The sequence below is a fragment of the Haloarchaeobius baliensis genome, from assembly GCF_052060055.1.
In the GTDB taxonomy this organism is placed as follows: Archaea; Halobacteriota; Halobacteria; order Halobacteriales; family Natrialbaceae; genus Haloarchaeobius; species Haloarchaeobius baliensis.
In genome coordinates this window covers 185,849-208,392 of record NZ_JBPPFR010000004.1, presented here as the reverse complement: position 1 = coordinate 208,392, position 22,544 = coordinate 185,849, and the positions used below count along the sequence as shown (strand labels likewise).

Genomic DNA, 22,544 nt, shown 5'->3' with positions numbered 1-22,544 from the left:
GTTCCTATCGACTCATATATATCGAAAGCCCCCGCACGGAGGACTCCCGCGGCTCGCTGCGCGCCTCGCTACGCTGCGGTGCTTAGCTGGCGAGACTCCTCCGTCGTCTCGCCGCCTCCCGTTCACTCGCTAACGCTCACTCACGGGAGCGTCGCCGAGGTTCGTCCTCCACTCGGCCCCTTTCAGTCCCACCCGCAGTGGAAGTTGGTCATCCACCGCGGCGGTCGACATCCTCTGCTCACGAGTAATCGACAGCAACTGACCTGTCCTCCTGATACCACACACCGATACCGTCTGATCCCTCGGCTAGATTTATATGTTGTTGCGCACAATCAGACACTGTCTGAAATGGTAAAACGAGATATAAGCATCTGCATCGATGTCTACCCAGAGACCGATGTGTTTCGAATCGGGGTCGCTGACGATATCATCCAGTTACTGGCCGATGCACACGAGACGGAGTTCACGATTCAGGAACTCGTCGACACGACCGGTGCTACCCGCTCGACCGTCTGGCGGGCCGTGGAATTACTCGCCGACGTGAGTGCGGTCCAGATCCGGAAGACCCCCCAACGCAACTACGTATCCATCGACCCCGAGCGACTGCAGAAAGACGACCCGGTACTGGGAATCAAACAGCCCGAGTTCCAGGCACCCATCCGGGCATTCGTCGACAGGGTCAACACAGCGACCGCCGATGCCGATGACATCGACGAGGTCGTCGGTATCGTCGTCTTCGGCAGCGTCGCGCGTGGTGAGGCGGACCGGCAGAGCGACATCGACCTCTTCGTCGTCGTTGACGGCGATCGCACGAGCGCCCGCCGAATCGTCACTGACGTGGTCGCCGAACTCCGTGACCGACGCTTCGACGGCGACCGATTCGAGTTCGAACCCTTCACCGAGTCGCTGGACAGCGCTCGACGTGCCGAATCGAAACTCGACGAGATCTTCGCGGAGGGCATCACGGTCTACGGCACTGACGAACTGCAGTCGCTCCGAAAGACGGTGCTGACCGATGAGTAGCACAGAAATCGAGCAGCTCATCGCCGACGCACAGGCCGCCTTCGACCACCGACCCACCCAGATCGAGTCCGGACTCGAAATCGGCGACGGGGCACTCCTCCAGCTCCGGAAAGCGTGCCGGCTCCTCGCTGGCGCTGCGGCACTCCGTGACGCCGGCTACTACACCCTCGTCATCGAAGCATCGTTCGTCGCCATCGAACGGACGTTCGAATTCCAGTTGCTCGACCGCGGGACAGCACAACCGGACGATCTCCCCGGGACACATCCTGGTGTGTATCGCGAGGCCGCAGCCGTGGGCATCTTCTCCGAGCCAACTGCGGAGAACCTCGCGGACCTCTGGCGTGAACATCGTGCCAAGACGTACTATCAGGATGGGCTCGCCTCTGAAGCCCGAGCTGACGCGATGCACGCACTCGCCAGCGAGACGCACGCGTACATCATCGGCCAGTCACGGCAGGGCCACGAGTGCGTCTGTGACGACTCGAACTGAGGTTCTCGCAACCTGTTCGTCAGGAGTGACCTCCCAATTGGCGTCCTGCGGCTCGTATTCCGTCTGATATCGCTCTCAGAAGTGGCAACTGAACAGGGATTCTGCAGGCAAGCACTGCTTCACATACTGAGTAGGGACCGATTCGAAAGTCCTCGCCCGCTCGGCATCCCGCGACCACGGGAGACTCCGTCTCGCTTGCTCCCGTTCGCTTCGTTCACCGGAACCCCGCTGTGCTCCCCGACCCTGCGGTGCTTACGGGGTCGAGGGACCACCGAGGCGGCCTTGCCCCTCTTGAGTCCACTACGGCCTGAACGAGTCCCGTATCGTCGCTCGCCTCGGGGACAGGTTCGTGACCCACGGTCCGTTCGGGGTGGACTCCTCGGGTTGTGCGCGCTCCGGCCATGCAGACCGTTCCTGCCGGGCCCGGGCTTTCGCGTTTCCGTTGCGTCTGCGACGGACGGGACACGGTCCTGGGCCGGGTCGGGCCGAGTGCAGCCGCCCGAGACCGGCCGCACCCGAGAGCGGGCCTGCGAGCACTCGGCCCGCGACCGGGTCCGACCGGGACCGGGCCGGCTGCATCTTCGCCTGCGAGCGCCGACGCTCGAACCCGCTCTCGCGTCGACGCTCGCTGGGCTCAGACGCGGCCTCTTGCGCGGTCCGGGCGGGCTGCTCGCCGTGCCGGCGACCCCGACAACCCGCCCCGGGGTCGCCGTCACCCGCGCTCGTCGGCCAGCGACGCCTCGTGCCTCGGCGTCGCTGACGGTCCTCGCGCGGGCTGGCTGCGCTGCCTGCCGGGCGTACGCTCAAACTCGCTCGGCGCGCGGGGACGGTGCCGGGCTGCGGCTCCCAGCCCCGAGCTTCCACGCTCGCGAACGAGTTCGCTCGCACGGACTCCTCGGGAGGCTGGTCGCCGGTCCGGGCTGTGTCCCGCGCGCCGTCGCTCGCTGCGGCCTTGTGCGAGGCCGTCCACCGACGTAAACCGTGCTGCTTGCCGTCTCTGTCCCGCCTTGCGTTGCGTCTGGCGACGGACGCGGCGAGACAGACCCGCGGGTCAGCAGGATTACGTCGGTGAGCGCGCGCTCACCCCGAGCTCCCACCCCTCACTGGCCTGTCTGGGAGTGTCGCCGGCGTCGCGGCGCGCCAGTACTACACCGAAGGCGCGCCGCGACCGCCTCGGGGACAACGTCCCTGGGAGGACGATGTGACGAGAGCCATGGCTGGAGAGTCGTGGTGTCGGAAGAAGACGCCGAGTGAGCGCCTTCGTGCGGTATCGGTTCCAATGATACCAATGTCTAGTAGAAACACGATCCGTGATGAAGGTTCGGACGTACAGACGACTGAACAGCTGACCATCGGGGAGGCCATCGAGGACGAAGGCGGGCTCCTGGCAGACGCGGAATGCGGGGAGCACGCACCTGAACTGCGACCCACGGTCGAACTCGAGAAACAGGGTCGAATCGACTACGACTGGAGGCAGAAATCCGGGCTGGACCACCCGCACGGGACGACGCTCGAAGCGGAGGAAAGGCGGCTGGGTGAGGAACAGGAGTTAGAGCGGTATCGAGACCGTGCGCTGGCGGCTGATAGAGCGGGCTTCGAGCGGGAGGACTCGTGCAGGATGCAATCAGAGTGGGCATCCAGCGAGCGCGTTCGCGACTTCAGAGAACGGGGCGTCCTCGGGGGCGGCGGCGACCCCGACGTCGACCCGCGTGAACAACTCGACGCGGAGACGCTGGGAGGGGTGAATCGGTACGGAATGCATCTGGCGGAGCGCTTCCGTGGGCCCACTCGGGGAGCCTACGCGAAGCAGCTCGCGGAGAAGGTGGCGTGCCAGGACATGGGATTGACGGCAGCCGTTCTGAAGACGAACGAGGAGGTGGCGAAGGGCACGGACGCAATCCAGCCCATCGCGACCATCGATGAGTGGATGGGCCATCCCAAGTACTCCATCCAGGCGAACGTCGAAGCCGAAGTCAAGACGCTCTACCAGCCGGCGGCGGTCAACCAGCAACAGGTCGGTGTGCTCGATGACGGCTCGGGGACGGCAAAGCTGACGATCTGGAAGCTCTCCAAAGTGGGGACGGTGCTCCGCGAGGGCGACCGGGTGAGGCTGCTGAACTGTGAAGTGGGCTGGTACGGCGGCCAGCCGACGTTGGCCTGCACGTCGGAGTCGCAGGTGTCCGTGCTCGAGCGCGGTGACGGTCCGAGCCCGCGAAACGGGACGGCGACCCACGCGGACTTCAGCGGCGGGTCGAGGAGACAGAAGCTGGACGTTCTCAGAGACTGAGCTCGCGAGCGGTCGCTCGGCCACGATCGGCTCTCTTTTTTGCCATCGCTTCGCTGGTCAGGGGGCGGGTCATCATCGAACCGGTTGGGACGGTATTCGTCGCCCTGGCACCGCGTCCCCACCTCCCCACCCACCGCTCCGTGCTCGCTCGCGAGACTCACTCCGTGCCTCCGTTCGTCTCGCTCGCTGTGCGCGCAGCCACGACCTCGACAGTTGAGGGGTTCCGTTTTTCGGAGTCGGTTGTGGATTCCTTTGGAGCTGCTGGTTTCGAGACGGTGAATAGTTATACACAGACATGAAAAGAATATAACCCAAGAAATCGTCGTCTGGCCAAGTCTGAAGCGGGAAATTTTCAACCAAGTATAGTTACTACACGGTCTTGAAGTAGTCAGATCGAGTTTCGGCCGTCCTTAGGTGCGATTGTTACCGTCCGTTAGATTCGTGCTCGTCCTGAAGCGGGAGATCCTCTCCTCGAAGGAAGAATGATGAATATTCTAATATTTGATAAGTGGGCCGGGCCTACCCGTTAGATTACGCAAATGAACCCAACATAGAATGTCATAATATAATATAAAAAATTTTTTTAAATATTCTCTTAATCTCATGTTTCGATGGCTGATAATAGACCATCCCAGACTCGACGTGGCGTACTGTCAACCATCGCGGGAGTTTCTGCGGGTCTGCTGCTCACATCTAACCGTACGTCAGCCTCAAATTCCACCCCAGAGGTCTCCAGGGAGGAGGCCTGGGAAAACGCCGAACATGTCGTCGGGGCTCTCGGGACCCAATCGGGGTTCAGCGAGTGGGACAGCAACAACGTTCGAGCTCCGGAACTGTTCTATGCAAAAGTCCGGAGCAGTAGTTCGATTCGATATCAACCGCGTGCCTGGGTGTTTCCGATCGCAAACAGAAGTACTGACGTAGGATACATCACCATTAGCGCCATCCAGACAGATATCGCGAACGGTGTCCTCACCTACGGGAAATCCGAAGCTCCGCAGCGGCAGCTACAACGAACAAGCGACGTTGCCTCCGCAAATGGACACTCGATCACGGACCGATTCCTCTACCACGGCGGGGTGGAATACGGTGTCGAGACCACTGGTCCATCGGCGCTCAGTCTCAGAGGACAAACCCCCAGACAATTTCCAGCGGTGGACAGCATCGGCTCACTGACACCGGTCGGGGATCGTTTCACCCCGAGTGAGGATGAACAGGAGGATCCGGTCGACTGGACTGGTAGTACCGACGAAGCGGTAGGCGGTGTTCCCAACTGGACAGAACACGACGACGGGAATGCATCGAGTACCGACTTCGGGACAGGACCGGACACCTGGCAGGACTGGGATGGCTGTATTCCGATCGCAGCATCGATGGTCCTCGGATATCACGAGGGACTCGAACCTTCCGACGACGAGGAACGTGAAGCACTGATCGACAGACTCCATGAGACGATGGGAACCGGTGAGGGTGGTAATCAGCCTGGGTATACGAGTTGGGACGATATCCCCAGTGGGATAGAGAATTATTCCCAGGGCGACAATTCCTACAATGCAATGAACCGCCATTTCCAGCCCGGTAACGTCACATCTCGAATCTCCAATGGCGAGCCTGTAATCCTGAACATGGCAAACGGCCCTTACACCGGGAAGGACGGTGGTCATTCCGTCTGTGTCGTTGGATACCGAATGGTTTCCCAGGAGAACGTCACTACGCCAGTCCTCTATATGAAAGTACACAACACGTATGCTGACAGTCCCGATAGGGTGATGGAAGGAGCGTGGGACAACGTCCGCCTGACGTTCGTTCAGGAAGACAACGGGGGTGGTGGATGTGGAATCCCAATTATTTGCTGAAACGGGCTAACGAACCCGGGGCCCAGCGGGGCAGTAAAATGAATAAATGATTTCTGAGCTAGATATAAGATAATTATCAGAATATTATTGTATATGTGTTCCAAAAATGCCAACTGAGATGAATCGGCGACGATTACTGAAACAAGGCACACTGGTAGCGGTTAGTGCAGTTTCCGCCGGATGTATATTAAATAATTCTGATGAGTCAGACGACGACACCTGTGAAACTACCTTGGACGAAGCCCAGAACGAAACCGAGGCTTCAGAGGCGTCAGGTCGTGCCGCCCTCGACATCGAACTGCTAAATCAGACCGACTCCAGTAAAGAAGTCTCGATTCGAGCTGTCGATACTGACGCCTGTGAAGAGCGAATCCGCACTGATATCGATCTGGGTGGTCACGCGACTGCAGAGATAAACAACGAACTCCGCGCTCGAACCGACTACCGAATCAATGTGCAGGTGGCGGACTATGCGTCCGAAACTATCGATTGGAACGACGCCCGACGTACCCTGGTTGTGATTCTGAACGAGAGTCAAAATATCGTGTTCGCAGAAAAGATCGGTTGAGGCTGTCACTGGTGAAGCCAGGGAGGAATGCGTTAGTAATGAACGGTAGCAGGTCACAGATCTCGGAGGTACAACCTCCTGACCTCGCGTAGGCATCGAGTATCGAATCGGGTTTTTGTGCAGCCGACCCGCTAGTCAGTCCAGCAAGTTGTATCCGAATACTGGTTTCAGCAACAGTCGGTGTTCCTTTTCGCTCCATAATTTGTTGCTCCCGATCGGGTGAGGGAGAGTGAATTTCTCCCCGGAGAGTTTGAATGCCTAGCGAATCATACGCCAACAGCAGTACCGCCGCAACACAAACACTAGCCAGCGAGTCGTTCGACGACTCGGACACCCGTCGCGACGAGATGCACGAGTCGCTGGAAGCATGGGTCGAGCAGTTCGCTGAACTCTCGGACGAAGCGAGAGCAAGTACAGAACTCCAAAAGTGGCTGGACGTCCAGTCGCGGTTCCACGACTACTCGTACCGAAATACGCTCCTCATCAAGCACCAGTACCCCGAGGCGACGAAGGTCGCAGGCTACAACACCTGGCGGAACGAGTTCGACAGGCACGTCTCGAAGGGCGAGTCGGCAATCTGGATCTGGGCGCCCATCATCGCGAAACGGTGCCCGGACTGCGGGAACTCGCAGTCCTACCACTCCAGTAGCGACTGTGAATACGACGAGACGCCACCCGAGGAGTGGGATAAAGGACTGGTCGGATTCAAGCCCGTACCCGTCTTCGACGTCTCTCAGACCGAGGGCGAGCCATTTCCTGAACTCGATACGGCAGCGCGTGGCAACGGGAGCGAAGGCGAGCTCCTGGACGCACTCCTCAACGCTGCACCAGAGCTGGGCGTTCGTGTGAACATCGTCCCGCCCGAGGAGTGGTCCCACGGGAGTGCAGCGGGCGTTTGCACTGAGCGGAGCACGTACGACTGCTCACTGCTCGTGGAGGTGCGAGACGACGACAACGAAGCCCAGGTCGCGAGTGTCCTCGCACACGAGTACGCCCATGCACTGCTCCACTTCGACGTCGACGACGCGGACGAGCGCGAGAAGCGCGAGGTCGAAGCCGAAAGTACGGCATACGTGGTATCGCAGTACTTCGGACTCGATGCGTCGCGGAGCGCGCTGTACGTCGCTGCATGGGACGGTGACCCTGCCGAGGCGATTCAGGAACGGCTGACGCGCATCGTGGAGGCTGCTCGCGAGATAATCGACGCAGTGGAAACTGGGGCGTGACCGTGGAGAACCCCCCGTGTTTTGGCTCACGTTGTACACACGAAAACGGCTACGTTCGCTGGCTCACACTGTACACATGATGGGCTCAGATAAGAAGCGCGTCCAGTTCCGGGCTCCGAACCGGTTGATCGATCGAGCAGACGCGCTCGCAGCGGTTCTGGACGAGGACCGGACCGACGTCCTCGTCACCGCTCTTCGTGAGTACCTGCAGGACGCGGCCCACGATGACGCGATCACACAGGAGATCGCGGCTGCGTACTACGACGACGAGATCTCGTTCGAGCAGCTCAAAGCACTGGTCGGTGCCGAGGGGGCAGCCAACTTCCGCGTGCTGAAACAACAACTCGACGAGGGCTACGTCGACGACGTAGCAGACCTCTAGATGACGGTGCTGGTCGCGGATACCTCTGGTCTCGTGAGCCTCGGCATCGTCGCTGACGCAGCGGATGACCCCCTCTCGAAGTGTCTGGATGTCTACGAGCTGTTACTCCCGAAGGTGGTCGTCGACGAGTTGGAGGATGTCGCCTCCTACGAAGATCAACATGGACAGGCGGCATCGGCCGTCCTCGACCAGATCGACGACGTGACGGTACGGTCGGTCTCGATCGATGCCGAGTTCCCACTCGACAATGGTGAGAACGCGGCCGTGACCCTAGCGAACGAAGTTGGTGCAGAACTCCTGCTCTGTGACGAGTTCAACCGAATCGGCTTGATTCACGCCTCGTTAGCAGAGACTCGACTCGTGACGACACCGACACTCCTCTCCGTCCAGGTTCGAACCGGAGCCTACGCCTCGACGGAGGCACTTGAACTCCTCGACCAGATTAGTGACGAGCGGAGCTTGGGCACGAAAAGCTACGTCGAGCGTGCACGGTCGCTGATCGATACACCGTAGTCGGTTCACGGGAGTCCTGTTCGTTGCTGGGTTCGTCTTGACGGAATTCCTACTTCTGCATCGAGAGCAGTTCGTCGATATCTGCGAGGTCGAACAGTGACCAGTCGTCGTCGAGTTCGTCCCTGAGCCCGTCGACGAATCCGCTCCTTGAGAAGAGTGCGAACCGCTCGTCGCGATCGCCTGGTCCCCATCGAACTCGCTCAGCCTTCTCCGACAGCGACTCGACGAGTCCATGGCCGACTGGCTGTGACGTCCACTTACATTCGGCGAGGAGCACTCGATCTGCGTCCGGGGCGAGACCGACGATGTCGATCTCGTCTTCACCGTACCACCACCGCCCGATACTGGCGTAGGTGTCGAGTTCTCCACGTCGAACTGCCTCCCAGACTGCCTCGTGGCAGATGGATTCGAACGTCGTCGCGACGTGGTCTGGGAGATTCGGTTCGATGGTCCCCTCGAACACCAGCTCGGGTGCCTCTTCGATACTGGACCGATTCGGTTCGACGAACCGGAACCAGAACCGCAAGAACTCGTCCGCGACATGATACCGGGAGCGTTTCGACGTCTTCCCGGTCGCCGTGACTGGTACTTCACGTTCGATGAATCTGAGCCGGCGGAGCGTCTGCAGGTACTTCGAAAGTGGACCAGAGTCGATGCCGGTCGCCCCGGAGATCTCGTTCGGGGTCGTCCGACCGGTCGCGATCGCCTCGAGAATGCTCAGATATCGGGCGGGGGACCGTAACTCGGTCCGGAGCAGGAACTCCGGCTCGTTGTACAGAACGGCTGTCGGCGAGAGTACCTGTGTTCGAACGTTCTCGTCCAGTGACTGCCCGTAATCGAACAGCGTGAGATACATCGGCGTCCCACCGGTGATTGCGTACGACCGAATCGCATCCGCGATATCGTACTCGATTATCTTCCGTGCCTGCTGGAACGAGAAGGGCTGGAGGTCAATCTGTCCAGTTCGACGACCGTACAATGGACTTTCGTGTCCGAGAACCTTGGACTCCATGGTGCTGATGCTCGACCCACAGAGGACGAGCATCGACTCCGTCTGCTGTACCTGTTCGTCCACGAACGCCTGTACGTACGAAGGAACTGAGTCGTTCTCCTCGACGAGGTACGGAAACTCATCGATGACGACGACCGTCGGTTCGGTTGCGAGCTTCTCCCCGAGATACTCGAACGCTTCGCCCCACCCCTCGGTGCGTGGAACACGATCGTCGAAGTGGCTCGCGATCTGTTCGACGAACTTCTCGCGCTGACGCTGCTCGGCTTCCTGGGCTGCGAGGAAGTAGATGTGGGGACGGTCCCGACAGAACTCCTTGAGCAGTGCCGTCTTGCCGACGCGGCGGCGACCGTATACGACGTAGAACCCGTGGTCCGGTGACTCGAAGCTCTGTTCGAGCGCTGAAAGTTCGTCAGCCCTGTCGACGAAGGTCATTATCCACATAATGATTATCGTGATAATGACTTCTATCTTTCCCCGGTGTCGTCCTGGCACGCACTCGCAACGCAGTTTATCGACCCCTGACGGGTGAGGGGTGTCGTCGAGTCGGCGACGCTCCCGGAGGACTACAGAAAATGCCAGTTAGCGACATCTATCCACGAACGTTCGACGAAGACGTCCCGCTCGACCAACACTCGAACACCTGTCCGGAATGCGACGGCCGAATCATGGCTTCGGAGACCGAGCGTGCCTGTGAGGACTGCGGACTCATCGTCAGGGAACGACGACTCGACCGTGGCCCGGAGTGGCGGTCGCACGACGATGATACGCGACGGCGGGCGGGTGCGCCGATGACCGCTGCGCATCACGACCGTGGGCTCTCGACGACGATCGGGTACGGCACCGACAGCAACGGGAACGGGCTCTCGAACCGGAAGCGACGGCAGCTCCACCGACTCCGTCGTGAGCACTCCCGGGGGCGATATGAGACCAAGGCAGACCGGAATCTCATGCACGGCTTCACCGAGATTCGCCGAATGACCGGCGCGCTGGGATTGGGCGATTCGATCCGTGATCAGGCGTGCTCGCTGTTCCGGACTGCCCAGTCTGAGCGCCTGCTGCACGGTCGCTCCATCGAGGGGATGGCAGCGGCGTGTGTCTATTCACTGGCACGGTGCAATGGCTTGCCCCGAACCCTCGACGAGGTCGCCGGCGTCGCCCGTGTCGAGCACGATCGAGTGCAAGGCTCGTACAAGACGCTCAACGTCGAGCTCAAGCTCCCGGCGAAGCCGATGACCCCCAGCGAGTTCGTTCCACGGCTCGCCTCGGATCTGGATGTTCCCGATGGGCTCCACCAGCGTGCGCTCGAACTCGCTCGCGAGGCCGAGAGCGCAGGTGTGACCAACGGCGTCCAGCCCTCCGGGTTCGCCGCGGCCTGTCTATACAAGGCTGGCCAGCGCTCGCAGTGGCTGACCCAGCGAGAGGTCGCCGCAGCGGCGAACACGTCGACTGCGACGGTCAGGAACCACCGTGAGCGGCTCGACACCCTCGCCCAGTGAGCGTTTATCCTCACCTGCGGGGTGAGGTGAGTACTGATTTCCACCAACGAAACGCATCCACTGACGAGACTCGAGTTCACGAAGCGCTTATTGCTATACAACCGTAAAGCATCTGTATATCATGTCCGACGCTGACACTGGCGCAGGGGACAACGAGCCAGAGACGGTACAGATCAACATCCGTCTCACTCGATCTTTCCTCGAAGATATCGATGCAACGTGGAAAGAGCAGGGATTCAACTCCCGGAGTGAGTTTCTTCGTCACGTCGCACGTGACGCCGTGAAGAACCCCGACTTCTCGAGAGAGGGCTGGAAACAGATTGCGTCTGGTGAACACGGCCTTCGAACGGGGGAATCCGAGCTGATTTCGCGCGAGGAAATCGTTGCGATGATGGACCAAGACGTGAATAACAGGTGAAGGCGATACGTGGACGTGGAAGTTCACCCGGAAAGCTGCGGCACAGTTTAACCATCAGGATCCTCATATACAAGACCGTCTTGTATCGAAACTGGACGAAGTAGTTGAGTCCGAGTGGCGTGATCCAACAGACTATCTCGAACCACTCACAGGTGGTCCCTTCGACAAACTGCGTGTCGGACAGTTTCGCTTGGCTTGCGTACTCAACCAACAAGAACAGATTCTAGAAGTCCACCGAATAGAGCATCGGAGTGGAGCCTACACTGCCGACGACTGAACATTCCATCCTTCTCACAACAATGCCGGGGAACTCGAGTCTCGGACGTTCTGCACTCCCCGCTGTGTGCTGCCAGTGGTGCGGTCGATATCGACTGAGACGCTCGTCTCAATCCTGGTTTATTCTCACCTGACGGGTGAGGTGAGAACTGATTCCCACAAACGAAACACATCCACTGACGAGACTCGAGTTCAGCAAGCGCGTGCGTCGTCGCGCCGAGTACGAAGCCTTCGAGTTCGCTCTCGTGTCCGAAGGCGTGCTCGTGACCAACTGCAGCCATGCCGACCCGAGCGCACACCGGTATTTGGTGCGAGTCGTCGACGGGTTGCCATCGTCGTGTAGCTGCCCCGCCGACGAGCGGTTCGACGGTGCATGCAAGCACCGTGTTGCGGTCGCGATCCGTGGCCCAGTCCTCGGTGCTGCACGAGAGAATGCAGTCGCGACCGACGGTGGTCTGGTGCCGGCCGAGACCTCGGAGGCCGAGCTCGTCGACGAAGACGACTGCGACTGTAGTGAGCTCCCGGACGGCGTGCCATGTTGGCCGTGCTTCCGAGAGGGAAGGCGAGAGTTCGAGAACGAGTCGCTGTTCGACTGAGCGACCGCAGCCAGTTTGTGGCGCTGGCACCGGGTGCCAGCGCGACTGATCGACCCTGTGAGTCGATGGCGTGCTGGCGAGGTTCGACAATGCACCAGTTGATCTACGCACTCGTCGAAGCACCGACCGAAGATAGCGCGCTCGCGGAAGCGTCGATGACGTTCGACCGACTCGTGGGCGCGACGCCACACGACGCAGCCGTCTTCGACTACTACGTCACCTTCGACATGGAGGGTCACTCGACAGCCGGTCGAGACCGGTGGGGCGACCTACCTGTCGCGGCTCGCGTCGACTCGATGGAGGGCCAGGCGCTGCTCGAACGCGGCTGGAGCGCCACCGTCTCAGAGTTCGAGCGGAATCTGGAGAAGATTCGCGATTCGATTTGTGAGTACAGTACCCAGGACGTGATGCGCGACCGGAACCTCATTCGGCATGCCTGCTACAACCTGGGGGCGTACCACGGGCCGTCGCTGTACCTCTACGACCGACACGGCAGTGGGATTCGCGACCCAGAGCATCTGGAACGGGTGCTGGACGCGAGCGAGCTATGGATCGTCCCGGCTGATGTCCACCACTGACCACCCACGAATTTTAATATGTGTAAGGCCTACACATAGTGTGATGGCTGAAGAGAAAACACGGGTCGACTTCAACGCTCCCAAATCCCTCGTCGAGCGGGCAGACAGTGTCGTCGGGATCCTCGATATCTCTCGGACACGCCTCCTCATCGATGCGCTCGAGGATGAACTCGAAGAGCTCGCGAACAATACCGAGTTCCGTCGCCGTCTCAGCGATGCCTACTACGACGGCCGAGTCGACTACGAGACCGTCGAGGCGATCCTCGGGCGTGAGGAGGCGATGCGCATGAAGCTCCTCCGGTCGTCCATCGACCGGACACCGGCCGAACCTCGACTCAGGGACGGTCTCCCCAGCGACGAGTCCTTCTACGACGGTGATGTTCCTGAGTGGACCGATGAGGAGTCGAACGCCTGACGATGGCGGAGAAGGCGATCGCAGTCGTCGACACCAACGTTCTATTGAATCTCGCGACACCAGTCGTCGACGGTCGGCCGAAGGCCCCAACCGGAGCAGACCCGCTCAAAGCACTTCTCACCGCGTATGAGGTTCACCTTCCCGCGAGCGTTCTCGGAGAACTCGGCGAAGCGACAGGGAACGATGATCTCCTGTCTGCAGCCGCTGATCTCGTCCTGCAGGCTGCACACCACGTGAGGACTCACGATGTCGATGGCCGGCCCGAGGAACCACTCGACTACGGACTCGACCGTGGCGAATCCGAGGGCATCTGGCTAGCGAACGACCTGGAGGCCGATCTGTTTATCACCGACGAGTTCAACACGACGAATTACCTCTTCGTCGCCCTCGCCCTTGACGACCGGAATACGCTCTTTACCACGCCGCACGTTCTCTGTACGCTCGCTACCCACGGAATCCTCCCCGCAGAGTACGTCGCGGCCGCACTCCGCTACTACGTCGAAACCAAGAGCTGGGATGCACGGTATATTGCCCAGCTTCGCCAGCAGTACCTCGTCGACTGACTCCCAGACCGCAGCAGAGGCGGGTACTCAACTGCAGTCGACCCCCCCTTGAGGAGTCTCTCTCGATTATCCAGATCAAAATCTACCCGATAGTCTATTACAAACCTCCACTAGATAGTTTTAATACAGATTTCCATGCACAGAAGGTAAGAAGCACGCCGCGCCGCTCGTTGTCTTCTCCGCGTTGACGACAGGCCGCGCAGAGACGTGTTTCACCAGAAAACCAATGTCCGCACCTGAGACACGGATAGTCGCAAGTATCGCTCGCCTCACGACCGGCTTCAAGTGGGCCGTCCTCGGCGGACTCGCACTCGCCCTCTTCAGCTCGCCCGCAATCGCCCAGGGACCTGGTGCAGAGTTCTGCGCCAGTGACATGGCCGACACCATTCGAAACGTATTCTCGGTCATCCAGTTCGGCGGCCCGCTCATCGGTGGCGTGCTCGCACTCGGCGCGACCGTCTCGATGCCGGTCATCCGTCGCTCCGACATGAAGAAGGAGCTCAAAGAGATGCGCACCCAGGGCGTCGTCTGGGGGATCATCGTCGCACCGCTGGCGACAGTCATCATCCAGATCATCATGAACCACGTCGTCGCGGGGGGCACGAGTTGCGCGTTCTAGCGCTTAATACATTCCTCGCGATGACCATGCTCGCACTCACCGTCACCGGAAGCAGTATCGCACCCACCACTGGCCCGCCCACCCAGCCGGACCACGGTGTGAACGAGACCACGTTCGACAGGCTCTGGTCCGGCGACCCGGATAACGGGAGCATCCCCACGGACGCCTCGGCGATGGCGGAACTGGCCGCGTACGTCGACATCCCGTTCGACGCGCCACCGCGTGCCGTGGACCAGTGGAACGCCGGCGACCACGCGGAGTTCCCCGAGACCGACTGGCAAACGTCGGCGGTTCCAGAGAACACGCCGACCACACGCGGTCTCTTCGTCAGGGACGCCTACGTCCGAACGTTCGCTATCTCGCCATCGACGAGAGCACATCTCTCGCCCAACGAGACCCCGCTGTACGTCGCGCCGAAGGGAACTGTGTTCGCGACGCTCGACTATCGTGTCGCCCTGCCAGCAGCGAACAACACGAGCGACGAGCGAACGACCTGGAGCGTGCTCGAGACCGAGACTGAAATCGACCTTCGCGTCGACAACACGACGGTCGACTCAGCCAATGGGACAGCGACGCCCTCGCTCACGTACGCGGATCTCAACGAGTGGCCCGGGACTGACCACCAGCTGACCGTCGAGGCCGACGTCACCGTCACGCTGGAGGAACTGGTCGAGACGCGGGTCGAGCGATGCAGCGACCCCGACAACGAATCGACCTGTGAAGAGGTCTGGATCCCCAACGCGACGACCGTCGTCGAGACTATCTCGGTGAGTGACTCGACGGACGTAGCCGCGTACGAGCTGGTCGCGTCGGTCCGCGCCGTCGAGTATCCCAACGGCGACCTCGGCGTCGGTGTCACCTCGCCGCAGCCCTGGCAGGGCTTCGCGCTCGAGAACGGCTCGGTAAGCGGGTCGTGGGGCTACTACTCCGCTCGGGACTCGGACTGGGATACACTGGTGCGTCGGCAGGCGAGGAACCACTCACTCACCGTGGACTCGCCATCGGTTCCACTGCAAGTGCATGCGTTCCCATCGCCGCAGTCACGTGGCCCGGAGACCGCGACGACAGGGTCTGTCGACGTTCTCGCGAGTGACGGCCATACTGCGCCGGCTCCGTCACTCCCCGACGACATCGATCTCGACGTTGCAACGGGCACCTTCACGTCGAGCGATCGAATCGCAGTCCGTGACGACGAATCGTCGCCGGAGACGACTGTCGTGGTCCACGGTCTCGTCCGCGGCGTGACCGTCGAACGAGAGCTGGACGCCGTCGACCGCGTCGACCTCGCGACTCGAAATCTGACCGTGGAGATCATCGAGGTGAGCGAAGACGACGTGACCCTCGAAGTCACCCTCCTCGACAACGAAACCGGTGCACCAATCAGCACGGACTGGACGACCGGTATCGTCCGGGTGAACGGCCAGCCCGTCCAGACGGACGAGCAGGGCGTCGGACAGGTGACGCTCCCCCGTCGGACGGTCTACAACGCCCACTACGATCCAGGGACCTGGTGGGACCACGAAGCTGATGACCTCGGCGACCGTGACCAGGTGTCCGTCGCTGGCTCGGTCGCCGTGTTCATCGACCTGGTGTTCCACGCCGGCGTTCCGCTCGGCCTCGTCCTCTTCGGTGTCTTCCTGATCGACCGCATCACTGGCTGGGGCGTCTGGCCGCCCTGGAGGGGGATTCGATGACGCCGTCTCGTCGAGCGCTGCTCGCGAGTGGTGCAGGCCTCATAGGAACGGTCCTTGCAGGTTGTCTCGGAGGCGGTGACGACGGGACCGCTAACAACTCGACGTCGCCAGGGTCGGTTCCCGTTCCAGACGACTCGCCTGTGGCCGATGTCGAGGTGACCACGACCGACGTGGTCGTCTCGCTAGAGCCAGACAGCGACGTCTCACGATTGAACCTCATCGCTCCTGACGGTACTGCGTTCGCCCGTCGGACGGTTACCGCGGGTGCGACGACGGTAAGGCTCCCAATCATAGAACACGGCGAGGAAACGTTCTGGGGTGCCCGGTATTCTCCGGGGACTCATGAACTCGTGGCAATCCACGATGGTGAGACAGAGAGGATTGCAGTCCCTCTTGAACCTGATGTCCGTGTTCGAGCCGTTGAGCCCGTATATGACGACGAAGACTCGATCCCGACAGGGAACCTCGAACTGACGCTTGAGAACATTGGGACAGGGCCAACGTGGGTGTATCAGATTGCATACGATGATTCTCCGAGCGGGCGGGCAGACTACTCGCTTGGAGAGATTCGGGACTCGCCCAATCTAACCGCACCAAGTGAAGTAGAAGAGACTACTCTTGCAGGTGGCGAGGCAAAAACGTACATCGGGGGAGTTGCTCCCCTGCGTTACAGAAATCTTGAGGGACCACCATGCACCTCGACACCCGTCGAGTTCCGAATGATGGTGGGTCTTGGATTAGGTGATCCAATCGATATTGATCTCACTGTCAGGCTTTCGGGTGAGGAAGTAAACGGGCCTGGATACAGGCTCTGTCGCCATGTCGATGTCGAGTTCAATCGTATCGGGGGGAGTTCATGGGACTAAAAGAGGTCATCGTTGAAGCACTCAAAGACGGTCTCCGGGCCTTCTTTAGCCCGCTTGAAGGATTAGTAGAGGACCACGGCAACGAAGTCCTCCAGTTCGTGGTCGGCACGGACGCCCCAAACGCGATCTTCAGTCGCCCCACGAACGGCGTGTGGCCCAGTCTCTACGACTACTACTGGGAGTCGGTCGTCCCGCTCACACTCGGCATCTGGGCACTGTCGATCGGTACCGTAATCTTGCTGGAGTCGACGAGCAACCTCTTCAGCGGCTATCAGGGTGCACGCATGAAGCGACGAGCGTTCGCAGGACTGCTCGCGGTCCTCTCGTGGTGGTGGATTGCCGCGTTCTCACTCCAGTTCGTGGACAACCTGGGAGTGTACATCCTCCCGGATCTCTCGGATGTCAACTTGATCCAGGCCATCTCGTATAGCGCCCTCAGCGCGCTCGCCTACGCGATATCGGTGTCGGTGAACAACACGCTCCTCGTGTCCATTGCGGCCGTCTATCTGGCCAGACGAATCGCGCTCTACATGTTCGTGCTCGTGATGCCAATCCTGATCGTCATGTGGATCCCGAGCGTGGGACCGTTCGCGCTCGTGGCGCGGTTCATGAAACGACTGGCCGGGTTCTATGTGCCGTTCCTCTTCATGTCGCTGCCAGCAGTCGTTCTCTTTCGACTCTCGGCGATTCTCGGTGGAGAATTCGGGCTCTCGGTAGAGGGCCTGCTGTCGTGGGTCCTCGGGCTCGTGACGCCGTTTCTCGCGCTCGTCGCGCCTTTCGTCCTGTTCTGGCAGGCAGGAGCGATATTCATGGCGAGCGAGCGCATCGGTCGCCAGGTCTCCACAGGCCGTCTCAGCCAGCAGATGAGCTCCACGAAGCAGGCCGGACAGACGGCCGCTCACGGCGGCCGGAACTTCTCCCGTGGTCTTCGCGGCGACAGCGCGATTCGGCGCGACGGGCAGACAGTGCTCGGCTCCGGGAGCTCTCGGGCACACGCTGCCGGCCAGCGCGTCCGTGGCACCCGAGACTCGCTCGGTGCCGTGTTCTCCACCTCGACGAGAGGACAGCGTGCAGGTGGTCCGTCCACCGATTCAGCCGGTTCTCACGGCCCTCCACGAAACGAGACCTTCGACGCGCTCCGACCGGACCGGCCGAGCGCGCTCCCTCCAGCACGCACAGCGCAGACGAACGACGCATCAGACGCTAACCAGACATGAGTACGGAACCAGCGAAACGAGTCCCGAAGTCGATCGGCACAGACGCGAAACTGTTCGGTAGCTACACGCTCACCGACCTGATGGTCGGCCTCTTCCCCGGAGTGGTCGTCGTGCTCGCGACGCAACTCCTGGTCCCGGCGACGACGACGGTCGCAGGCTATCGAGCACAGCAGATCGTCATCCCGTTCGCTGCACTCGCAACGGTGGTCGGTGGGGTATTCGTCTACCTCACACCGACGTACACGTCGAGCATCGACTGGGTGGCCTCGATGCTCGCGTATCTTCGGCGACCATCGCGGCTCGACCACGACGACGCGAAGGAGTACACACAGCTCGAACGAGTGCATGAAGAGGCCGGCGCCATCGAGCGAACCGACGGCGCGTTCGTCGGCATCGTCCAGGTGGCGCCACCGATGCTCGCGCTCGCCACAGACGACGAGTGGACGCAGACGACAGCGGCGTTCCAGCGGTTCCTCAACACGACCGTCGAGTTCCCGCTGCAGTTCTACTCGACGACCCGTTCGTTTCCGGTGGAAGAGTACCTCTCACACTACGAGCGCCGGCTGCAGGATTCGGATGTCAAGGAGAACCCGCAGCTGGCCGCGCTCATCGAGGAGTACATCGAGTGGTACGGCCGCGAGCTCGACTCGCGCCAGATGACCATCCGTGACCACTACGTCGTCGTCTCGGTTCGCCCCGAGGAGGTCCAGTTCGAGCGCGAGAGCATCACCCAGCAACTCGCCGGGCTTCCCATACTGGGTCTATTCATCCGCGCGATCGCCGCCCCGCCTATCGAGAAGCAGCGTGCAGTCCTGCAGCAACGACTCGACGAGCGCCTGCGACGGGTCAGCGGCGGACTCCGAGAGATCGACGGCTGTACCGCTCATGGCGTACCGGTCGAAGAGGCGACGGAACTCGTCGAGGAGTTCTGGGCTGGAACCGAGGCGTCACAGGGACAGATGGACCAGCGGCTGCGGACGACACCGCTCGTCGGAGGTACACGATGATTCGGATCCTTCGCTCGTTCTTCGCAGACGACCCGGAGGGCGAGGAGGCGGCCGCGAAAGCCTCGAACGACGGCTCCGACCGTGAGCTCGATTCGGTGGCCGACAGCCACCAGTCGCTGGTGAGCGCGGACAGCATCGAGGAGTTCCCGAACGCCGTTCAGACAGGTGAGCAGTTGACGCGGACCCAGTGGATCGCAGAGTATCCCGACGCGCCGACGGATGGACTGTTCGAACAGCTGTACTCGACAGGCGAGACACGCGAGACCGATATCGCGATTCACGTCGATCCACGGGACACGGACCGGACGCTGAACGAACTGGAGAACAAGATCGAGACGCTCGAAGCCGACCACGAGTACCTGAATGAGCGGCATCGAGCCGGAGCGCGTGGCATCCGGAAGGACCTGGAGGACTATCAGGACCTCTACGACGTGCTGCGGAACACGCCGATGGAAGCGTTCGACGTCTCGATGTACCTCACCACGAGAGCCGACGAGCCCGACGCAGAGCGCGTCGACGTCGACGGCGTGCTCGGGGCGGCGAGGCGCGCACCGGCGAACCTCACACCTGTCACGCCACGCTGGCAGCAGCTCGACAGCCTCGTCTCCTGTAGTCCCATCGGCGTGGACCGACTCGACGACTCGCTCGACTCGACGACGCCGATGCTCGGCGGTGCACTGGGAGCCATGTTCCCCTTCGTTTCGGGGGCGTTCGCAGAGCACGGCATCGAGTACGGCACGTACGCGCTCAACGAGAGCCCGCTCATCCTCGACCGCTTCAATCGTGAGACGGGCTACTGTACGATGGTCATCGGCAAACTCGGGGCGGGAAAGTCGTTCTCGACGAAACTCCAGCTTCTCCGACGCGCGATGTACGACCCTGACACCATCATCGTGATGCTCGACCCGCTCGAGGGATTCGCAGGTGTGAACGACGCCCTCGGTGGCGAGCGCGTCACCGTCGGCGGGACGCGTGGGTTCAACCCGCTCGAGATTCGGGCGACGCCCAGCGAGGTCCTGGATTCGACGCCCGACATCGACCCGTGGGGCGAGCAGATCGCGTGGGTGCTCACGTTCTTCAAGACGTTCTTCACGCACGTCGCGTCGAACCCACTCGGCGACCGCACCCAGACGCTACGTCGTGCGGTGCAGGAGACGTACGAGCAGGCAGGTATCACTCGTGACCCAGCCACACACTCGAAGGAGTCGCCGACGATTCGAGACCTCATGCGCGTGCTGGAGTCGATGCTCGACGAACCGGAGGCGTTCGGCTACCCGACCGAGGGTGTGCAGGAGCGAGTCAGAGCCGATGCGGAAGCATTGCTCACCGACCTCCAGCCGTCGTTCCGCGCAGACGGTGACTTCGCGAACCTCGCCCAGCCGACGGAGTTCGACCTCGATTCCTCGGTCGTGTATCTCGACCTCCACCAGGAGGAGGGCGTCCGTGGGCAGGCGGAGACGAGCCTGATGATGCAGGTGTTGTTCAACGCCGTGTACGAGCGTGCGAAAGGAACCGACAAGCGCGTCGTGTTCGTCATCGACGAAGCGCACTATCTGTTACATGACTCCACCTCGCTGGGCTTCCTGGAGACTGCAGTGCGTCACAGCAGGCACTACGACCTCTCGCTGCACTTCATCACCCAGACCGGCGGCGAGTTTGCACTCACGCCCGAGGCGAAGACCATCGCGAGTCTGTGCTCAATGACGTTGATTCACCGGGTCGACGAGGAGGCAGAGAAACTCGCGGAGTGGTTCGGGCTGAGCGAGCGCGAGGTGAACTGGGTCCGGACTGCAAAGGCAGGCAACGACGAGGACGGCTTCTCCGAGGCGCTGCTCGGTATCGACGAGGAGGGCTGGTTCCCGCTCCGTGTCCGTGCGAGTCCGTACGAGCGACAGGTCCTCGATGGAACGGCGACACGTTCGGGTGATGCGGACTCCAAGGAAGACGTCGACCAGCACGCGAACGTTCGACTGAGTCCTGACGGTGGTGAGGTGCCGCGATGACGGTCGACCCTGACACAATTCCGACTGCACTTCGAGAGTACCCGCAGTGGGTCTGTTGGCGAGCGAAAGAGCGCGACGGCAAGATGACCAAGATTCCCATCGACCCGCAGACTGGGTCGTTCGCGTCGGTCTCTGACCCGGACACCTGGACGATCTACGAGGTCGCGCTCGGTGCTTCTGAGTCAGAGGACGGACTCGGGTTCGTGTTCACCGAGGACGACCCCTTTGTGGGTGTGGATCTCGACGACTGTCGTGAGGACGGCGAGCTCACCGACTGGGCAGTCGACATCGTCGAGAGGCTGGACTCCTACACCGAGGTCAGTCCCTCCGGAACGGGTGTGCACGTGCTCATCGAGGGAATGATTCCGAGTACGAAGTCCCGGTCGGGATCCTTCGAGTGCTACGACTCTGCCCGTTTCTTCACCATGACCGGCGACCACGTCGGGGGGACGCCGGCTGGAATCGAGGAACGGCAGGACGCGTTCGCGCCGGTGTACGATCAGTACGTGTATGGTGACGACGAGTCGTCGACCGAGGAGCGAGCCAAGAAGCGCGGTACTGTCTCCACGCCGACCTCTCTATCGGATGCCGAACTCATCGAGAAAGCGAGGAATGCCAAGAACGGCGTGAAGTTCGAGAGCCTCTGGAACGGGAGTACGGCAGGCTACGAGAGCCAGTCCGAGGCCGACATGGCCCTGTGCTGTCTGCTGGCTTTCTGGACTGGAAACGACGAGGCGCGTATGGATCGACTGTTCAGGGAGTCAGGACTGTACCGAGAGAAATGGGACGAAGTCCACTACGCTGACGGGTCGTCGTACGGGGAACAGACAGTTGCTAATGCAGTAAAGCTGTCAAGTGGGGCGCAGTATGAAGAAGCCTCTGAACCGGGTTTGGCTGGTGAGTCCGGGTGTAAGTATCAGATGAACATTTCGATTCGGGACGAGATGATCATACGTGAGCGAGTTGCCCTACTTGAGAGGCGACTCAAAGGGCTCGAACGCGAACTCGCAAGCACTCGAGACGAGCTCGCAAATCTCCAGCGGACATGCCATGACGCAGTTGATGGGGGTCACGAGGCCGACGTGCGTCCAGCAGAATTCCTAAGCGCGGCTTGTGTGCCCTCTATATTTCAATGGTTGCGACAAGTCTTTTAAAAAATGATGGTCTTGGCGAGTACTTGCACTGTGGAAAGTTACTAATTAAAAGTGTATTGCGGCTTTCGGTCGTTGTGCAATTGAGAAACCTAATCCCCCTCCACCGTTCGTCCGCGGAGTCACGAGAGTTGCTGCCAGATAGCCCTCGGTCCTTTTCAGTCCCATATTCGTCTGAATCTCCCAGAGTTCGATGATACAACCACTAGTCATTAGGGTATGTGTCTTGGTCGGGATAAACGAGACCTCCCGCCGCAATAATCTCGACAAGACCTTGGTCCATCTGTC

At 60.9% G+C, this 22,544-nt stretch carries 23 protein-coding genes; 22 read left to right on the top strand and 1 reads right to left on the bottom strand.

The window, feature by feature from the left end; all coding sequences use genetic code 11:
- The first annotated feature begins 348 nt into the window (after positions 1-348).
- The 8 genes from ACSG06_RS21365 (at position 349) to ACSG06_RS21330 (ending at position 8,345) form a co-directional block, all read left to right on the top strand.
- Positions 349-1,023 carry a nucleotidyltransferase domain-containing protein gene (locus tag ACSG06_RS21365; RefSeq protein ID WP_440992334.1) on the top strand — a complete coding sequence of 225 codons (675 nt, stop codon included), beginning with the start codon at positions 349-351 and terminating at the stop codon, positions 1,021-1,023.
- On the top strand, positions 1,016-1,513 hold the full coding sequence (locus ACSG06_RS21360) for a DUF8154 family protein (RefSeq protein ID WP_440992314.1): 498 nt from the start codon (positions 1,016-1,018) through the stop codon (positions 1,511-1,513). The genes ACSG06_RS21365 and ACSG06_RS21360 overlap by 8 nt, the downstream gene beginning before the upstream one ends.
- Positions 1,514-2,801: 1,288 nt before the next feature.
- Positions 2,802-3,800, top strand: a complete 999-nt coding sequence (locus tag ACSG06_RS21355) for a single stranded DNA-binding domain-containing protein (RefSeq protein WP_440992313.1) — start codon at positions 2,802-2,804, stop codon at positions 3,798-3,800.
- A 611-nt stretch (positions 3,801-4,411) separates the two neighbouring features.
- Positions 4,412-5,656: a C39 family peptidase gene (locus ACSG06_RS21350; protein WP_440992312.1), complete on the top strand. Its 1,245-nt coding sequence runs from the start codon at positions 4,412-4,414 to the stop codon at positions 5,654-5,656.
- Between the two features lie 106 nt (positions 5,657-5,762).
- Positions 5,763-6,224 (top strand): hypothetical protein, encoded by a 462-nt coding sequence (locus ACSG06_RS21345; protein ID WP_440992311.1) that lies wholly within the window; start codon positions 5,763-5,765, stop codon positions 6,222-6,224.
- A 254-nt stretch (positions 6,225-6,478) separates the two neighbouring features.
- Positions 6,479-7,450 carry an ArdC-like ssDNA-binding domain-containing protein gene (locus ACSG06_RS21340; RefSeq protein ID WP_440992310.1) on the top strand — a complete coding sequence of 324 codons (972 nt, stop codon included), beginning with the start codon at positions 6,479-6,481 and terminating at the stop codon, positions 7,448-7,450.
- A 79-nt stretch (positions 7,451-7,529) separates the two neighbouring features.
- Complete coding sequence (locus ACSG06_RS21335; protein ID WP_440992333.1) at positions 7,530-7,832, top strand: hypothetical protein; 303 nt, start codon at positions 7,530-7,532, stop codon at positions 7,830-7,832.
- Positions 7,833-8,345 (top strand): PIN domain-containing protein, encoded by a 513-nt coding sequence (locus ACSG06_RS21330; RefSeq protein WP_440992309.1) that lies wholly within the window; start codon positions 7,833-7,835, stop codon positions 8,343-8,345.
- A gap of 49 nt (positions 8,346-8,394) precedes the next feature.
- On the opposite strand, the gene ACSG06_RS21325 is transcribed toward ACSG06_RS21330, so the two are convergent.
- Positions 8,395-9,789: an ATP-binding protein gene (locus ACSG06_RS21325; RefSeq protein WP_440992332.1), complete on the bottom strand. Its 1,395-nt coding sequence runs from the start codon at positions 9,787-9,789 to the stop codon at positions 8,395-8,397.
- 140 nt (positions 9,790-9,929) lie between these two features.
- Here ACSG06_RS21325 and ACSG06_RS21320 point away from each other — a divergent pair, with 140 nt between their 5' ends.
- From ACSG06_RS21320 to ACSG06_RS21255, 14 genes are all read left to right on the top strand, one after another.
- Positions 9,930-10,853: a transcription initiation factor IIB gene (locus ACSG06_RS21320; protein ID WP_440992308.1), complete on the top strand. Its 924-nt coding sequence runs from the start codon at positions 9,930-9,932 to the stop codon at positions 10,851-10,853.
- A gap of 121 nt (positions 10,854-10,974) precedes the next feature.
- Positions 10,975-11,271, top strand: coding sequence for a ribbon-helix-helix domain-containing protein (locus tag ACSG06_RS21315; RefSeq protein ID WP_440992307.1), 297 nt, complete (start codon positions 10,975-10,977; stop codon positions 11,269-11,271).
- Positions 11,261-11,548: a type II toxin-antitoxin system RelE family toxin gene (locus tag ACSG06_RS21310; protein ID WP_440992331.1), complete on the top strand. Its 288-nt coding sequence runs from the start codon at positions 11,261-11,263 to the stop codon at positions 11,546-11,548. The genes ACSG06_RS21315 and ACSG06_RS21310 overlap by 11 nt, the downstream gene beginning before the upstream one ends.
- A gap of 202 nt (positions 11,549-11,750) precedes the next feature.
- Entirely contained in the window at positions 11,751-12,143 is a 393-nt protein-coding gene (locus ACSG06_RS21305; protein WP_440992306.1) for an SWIM zinc finger family protein, read from the top strand.
- A gap of 89 nt (positions 12,144-12,232) precedes the next feature.
- Positions 12,233-12,721: a DUF7995 family protein gene (locus ACSG06_RS21300; protein WP_440992305.1), complete on the top strand. Its 489-nt coding sequence runs from the start codon at positions 12,233-12,235 to the stop codon at positions 12,719-12,721.
- A 43-nt stretch (positions 12,722-12,764) separates the two neighbouring features.
- Positions 12,765-13,136, top strand: coding sequence for a hypothetical protein (locus ACSG06_RS21295; RefSeq protein ID WP_440992304.1), 372 nt, complete (start codon positions 12,765-12,767; stop codon positions 13,134-13,136).
- A gap of 2 nt (positions 13,137-13,138) precedes the next feature.
- A complete protein-coding gene (locus ACSG06_RS21290; protein WP_440992303.1) occupies positions 13,139-13,699 on the top strand; it encodes a hypothetical protein in 561 nt (186 codons plus the stop codon).
- A 226-nt stretch (positions 13,700-13,925) separates the two neighbouring features.
- Entirely contained in the window at positions 13,926-14,318 is a 393-nt protein-coding gene (locus ACSG06_RS21285; RefSeq protein ID WP_440992302.1) for a hypothetical protein, read from the top strand.
- A gap of 20 nt (positions 14,319-14,338) precedes the next feature.
- A complete protein-coding gene (locus ACSG06_RS21280; protein ID WP_440992301.1) occupies positions 14,339-16,012 on the top strand; it encodes a DUF8186 domain-containing protein in 1,674 nt (557 codons plus the stop codon).
- Complete coding sequence (locus ACSG06_RS21275) at positions 16,009-16,878, top strand: hypothetical protein (protein WP_440992300.1); 870 nt, start codon at positions 16,009-16,011, stop codon at positions 16,876-16,878. The genes ACSG06_RS21280 and ACSG06_RS21275 overlap by 4 nt, the downstream gene beginning before the upstream one ends.
- A complete protein-coding gene (locus tag ACSG06_RS21270; protein WP_440992299.1) occupies positions 16,869-18,095 on the top strand; it encodes a TrbL/VirB6 family protein in 1,227 nt (408 codons plus the stop codon). Before ACSG06_RS21275 ends, ACSG06_RS21270 begins: the two co-directional genes overlap by 10 nt.
- The gene (locus tag ACSG06_RS21265) at positions 18,092-19,102 is read left to right on the top strand and encodes a TraC-like domain-containing protein (protein WP_440992298.1); all 1,011 of its coding nucleotides are present in this window, start codon (positions 18,092-18,094) and stop codon (positions 19,100-19,102) included. The genes ACSG06_RS21270 and ACSG06_RS21265 overlap by 4 nt, the downstream gene beginning before the upstream one ends.
- Positions 19,099-21,105 (top strand): VirB4 family type IV secretion system protein, encoded by a 2,007-nt coding sequence (locus ACSG06_RS21260; RefSeq protein WP_440992297.1) that lies wholly within the window; start codon positions 19,099-19,101, stop codon positions 21,103-21,105. Before ACSG06_RS21265 ends, ACSG06_RS21260 begins: the two co-directional genes overlap by 4 nt.
- Positions 21,102-22,259, top strand: a complete 1,158-nt coding sequence (locus ACSG06_RS21255) for a phage NrS-1 polymerase family protein (RefSeq protein ID WP_440992296.1) — start codon at positions 21,102-21,104, stop codon at positions 22,257-22,259. Before ACSG06_RS21260 ends, ACSG06_RS21255 begins: the two co-directional genes overlap by 4 nt.
- Positions 22,260-22,544: the final 285 nt, after the last annotated feature.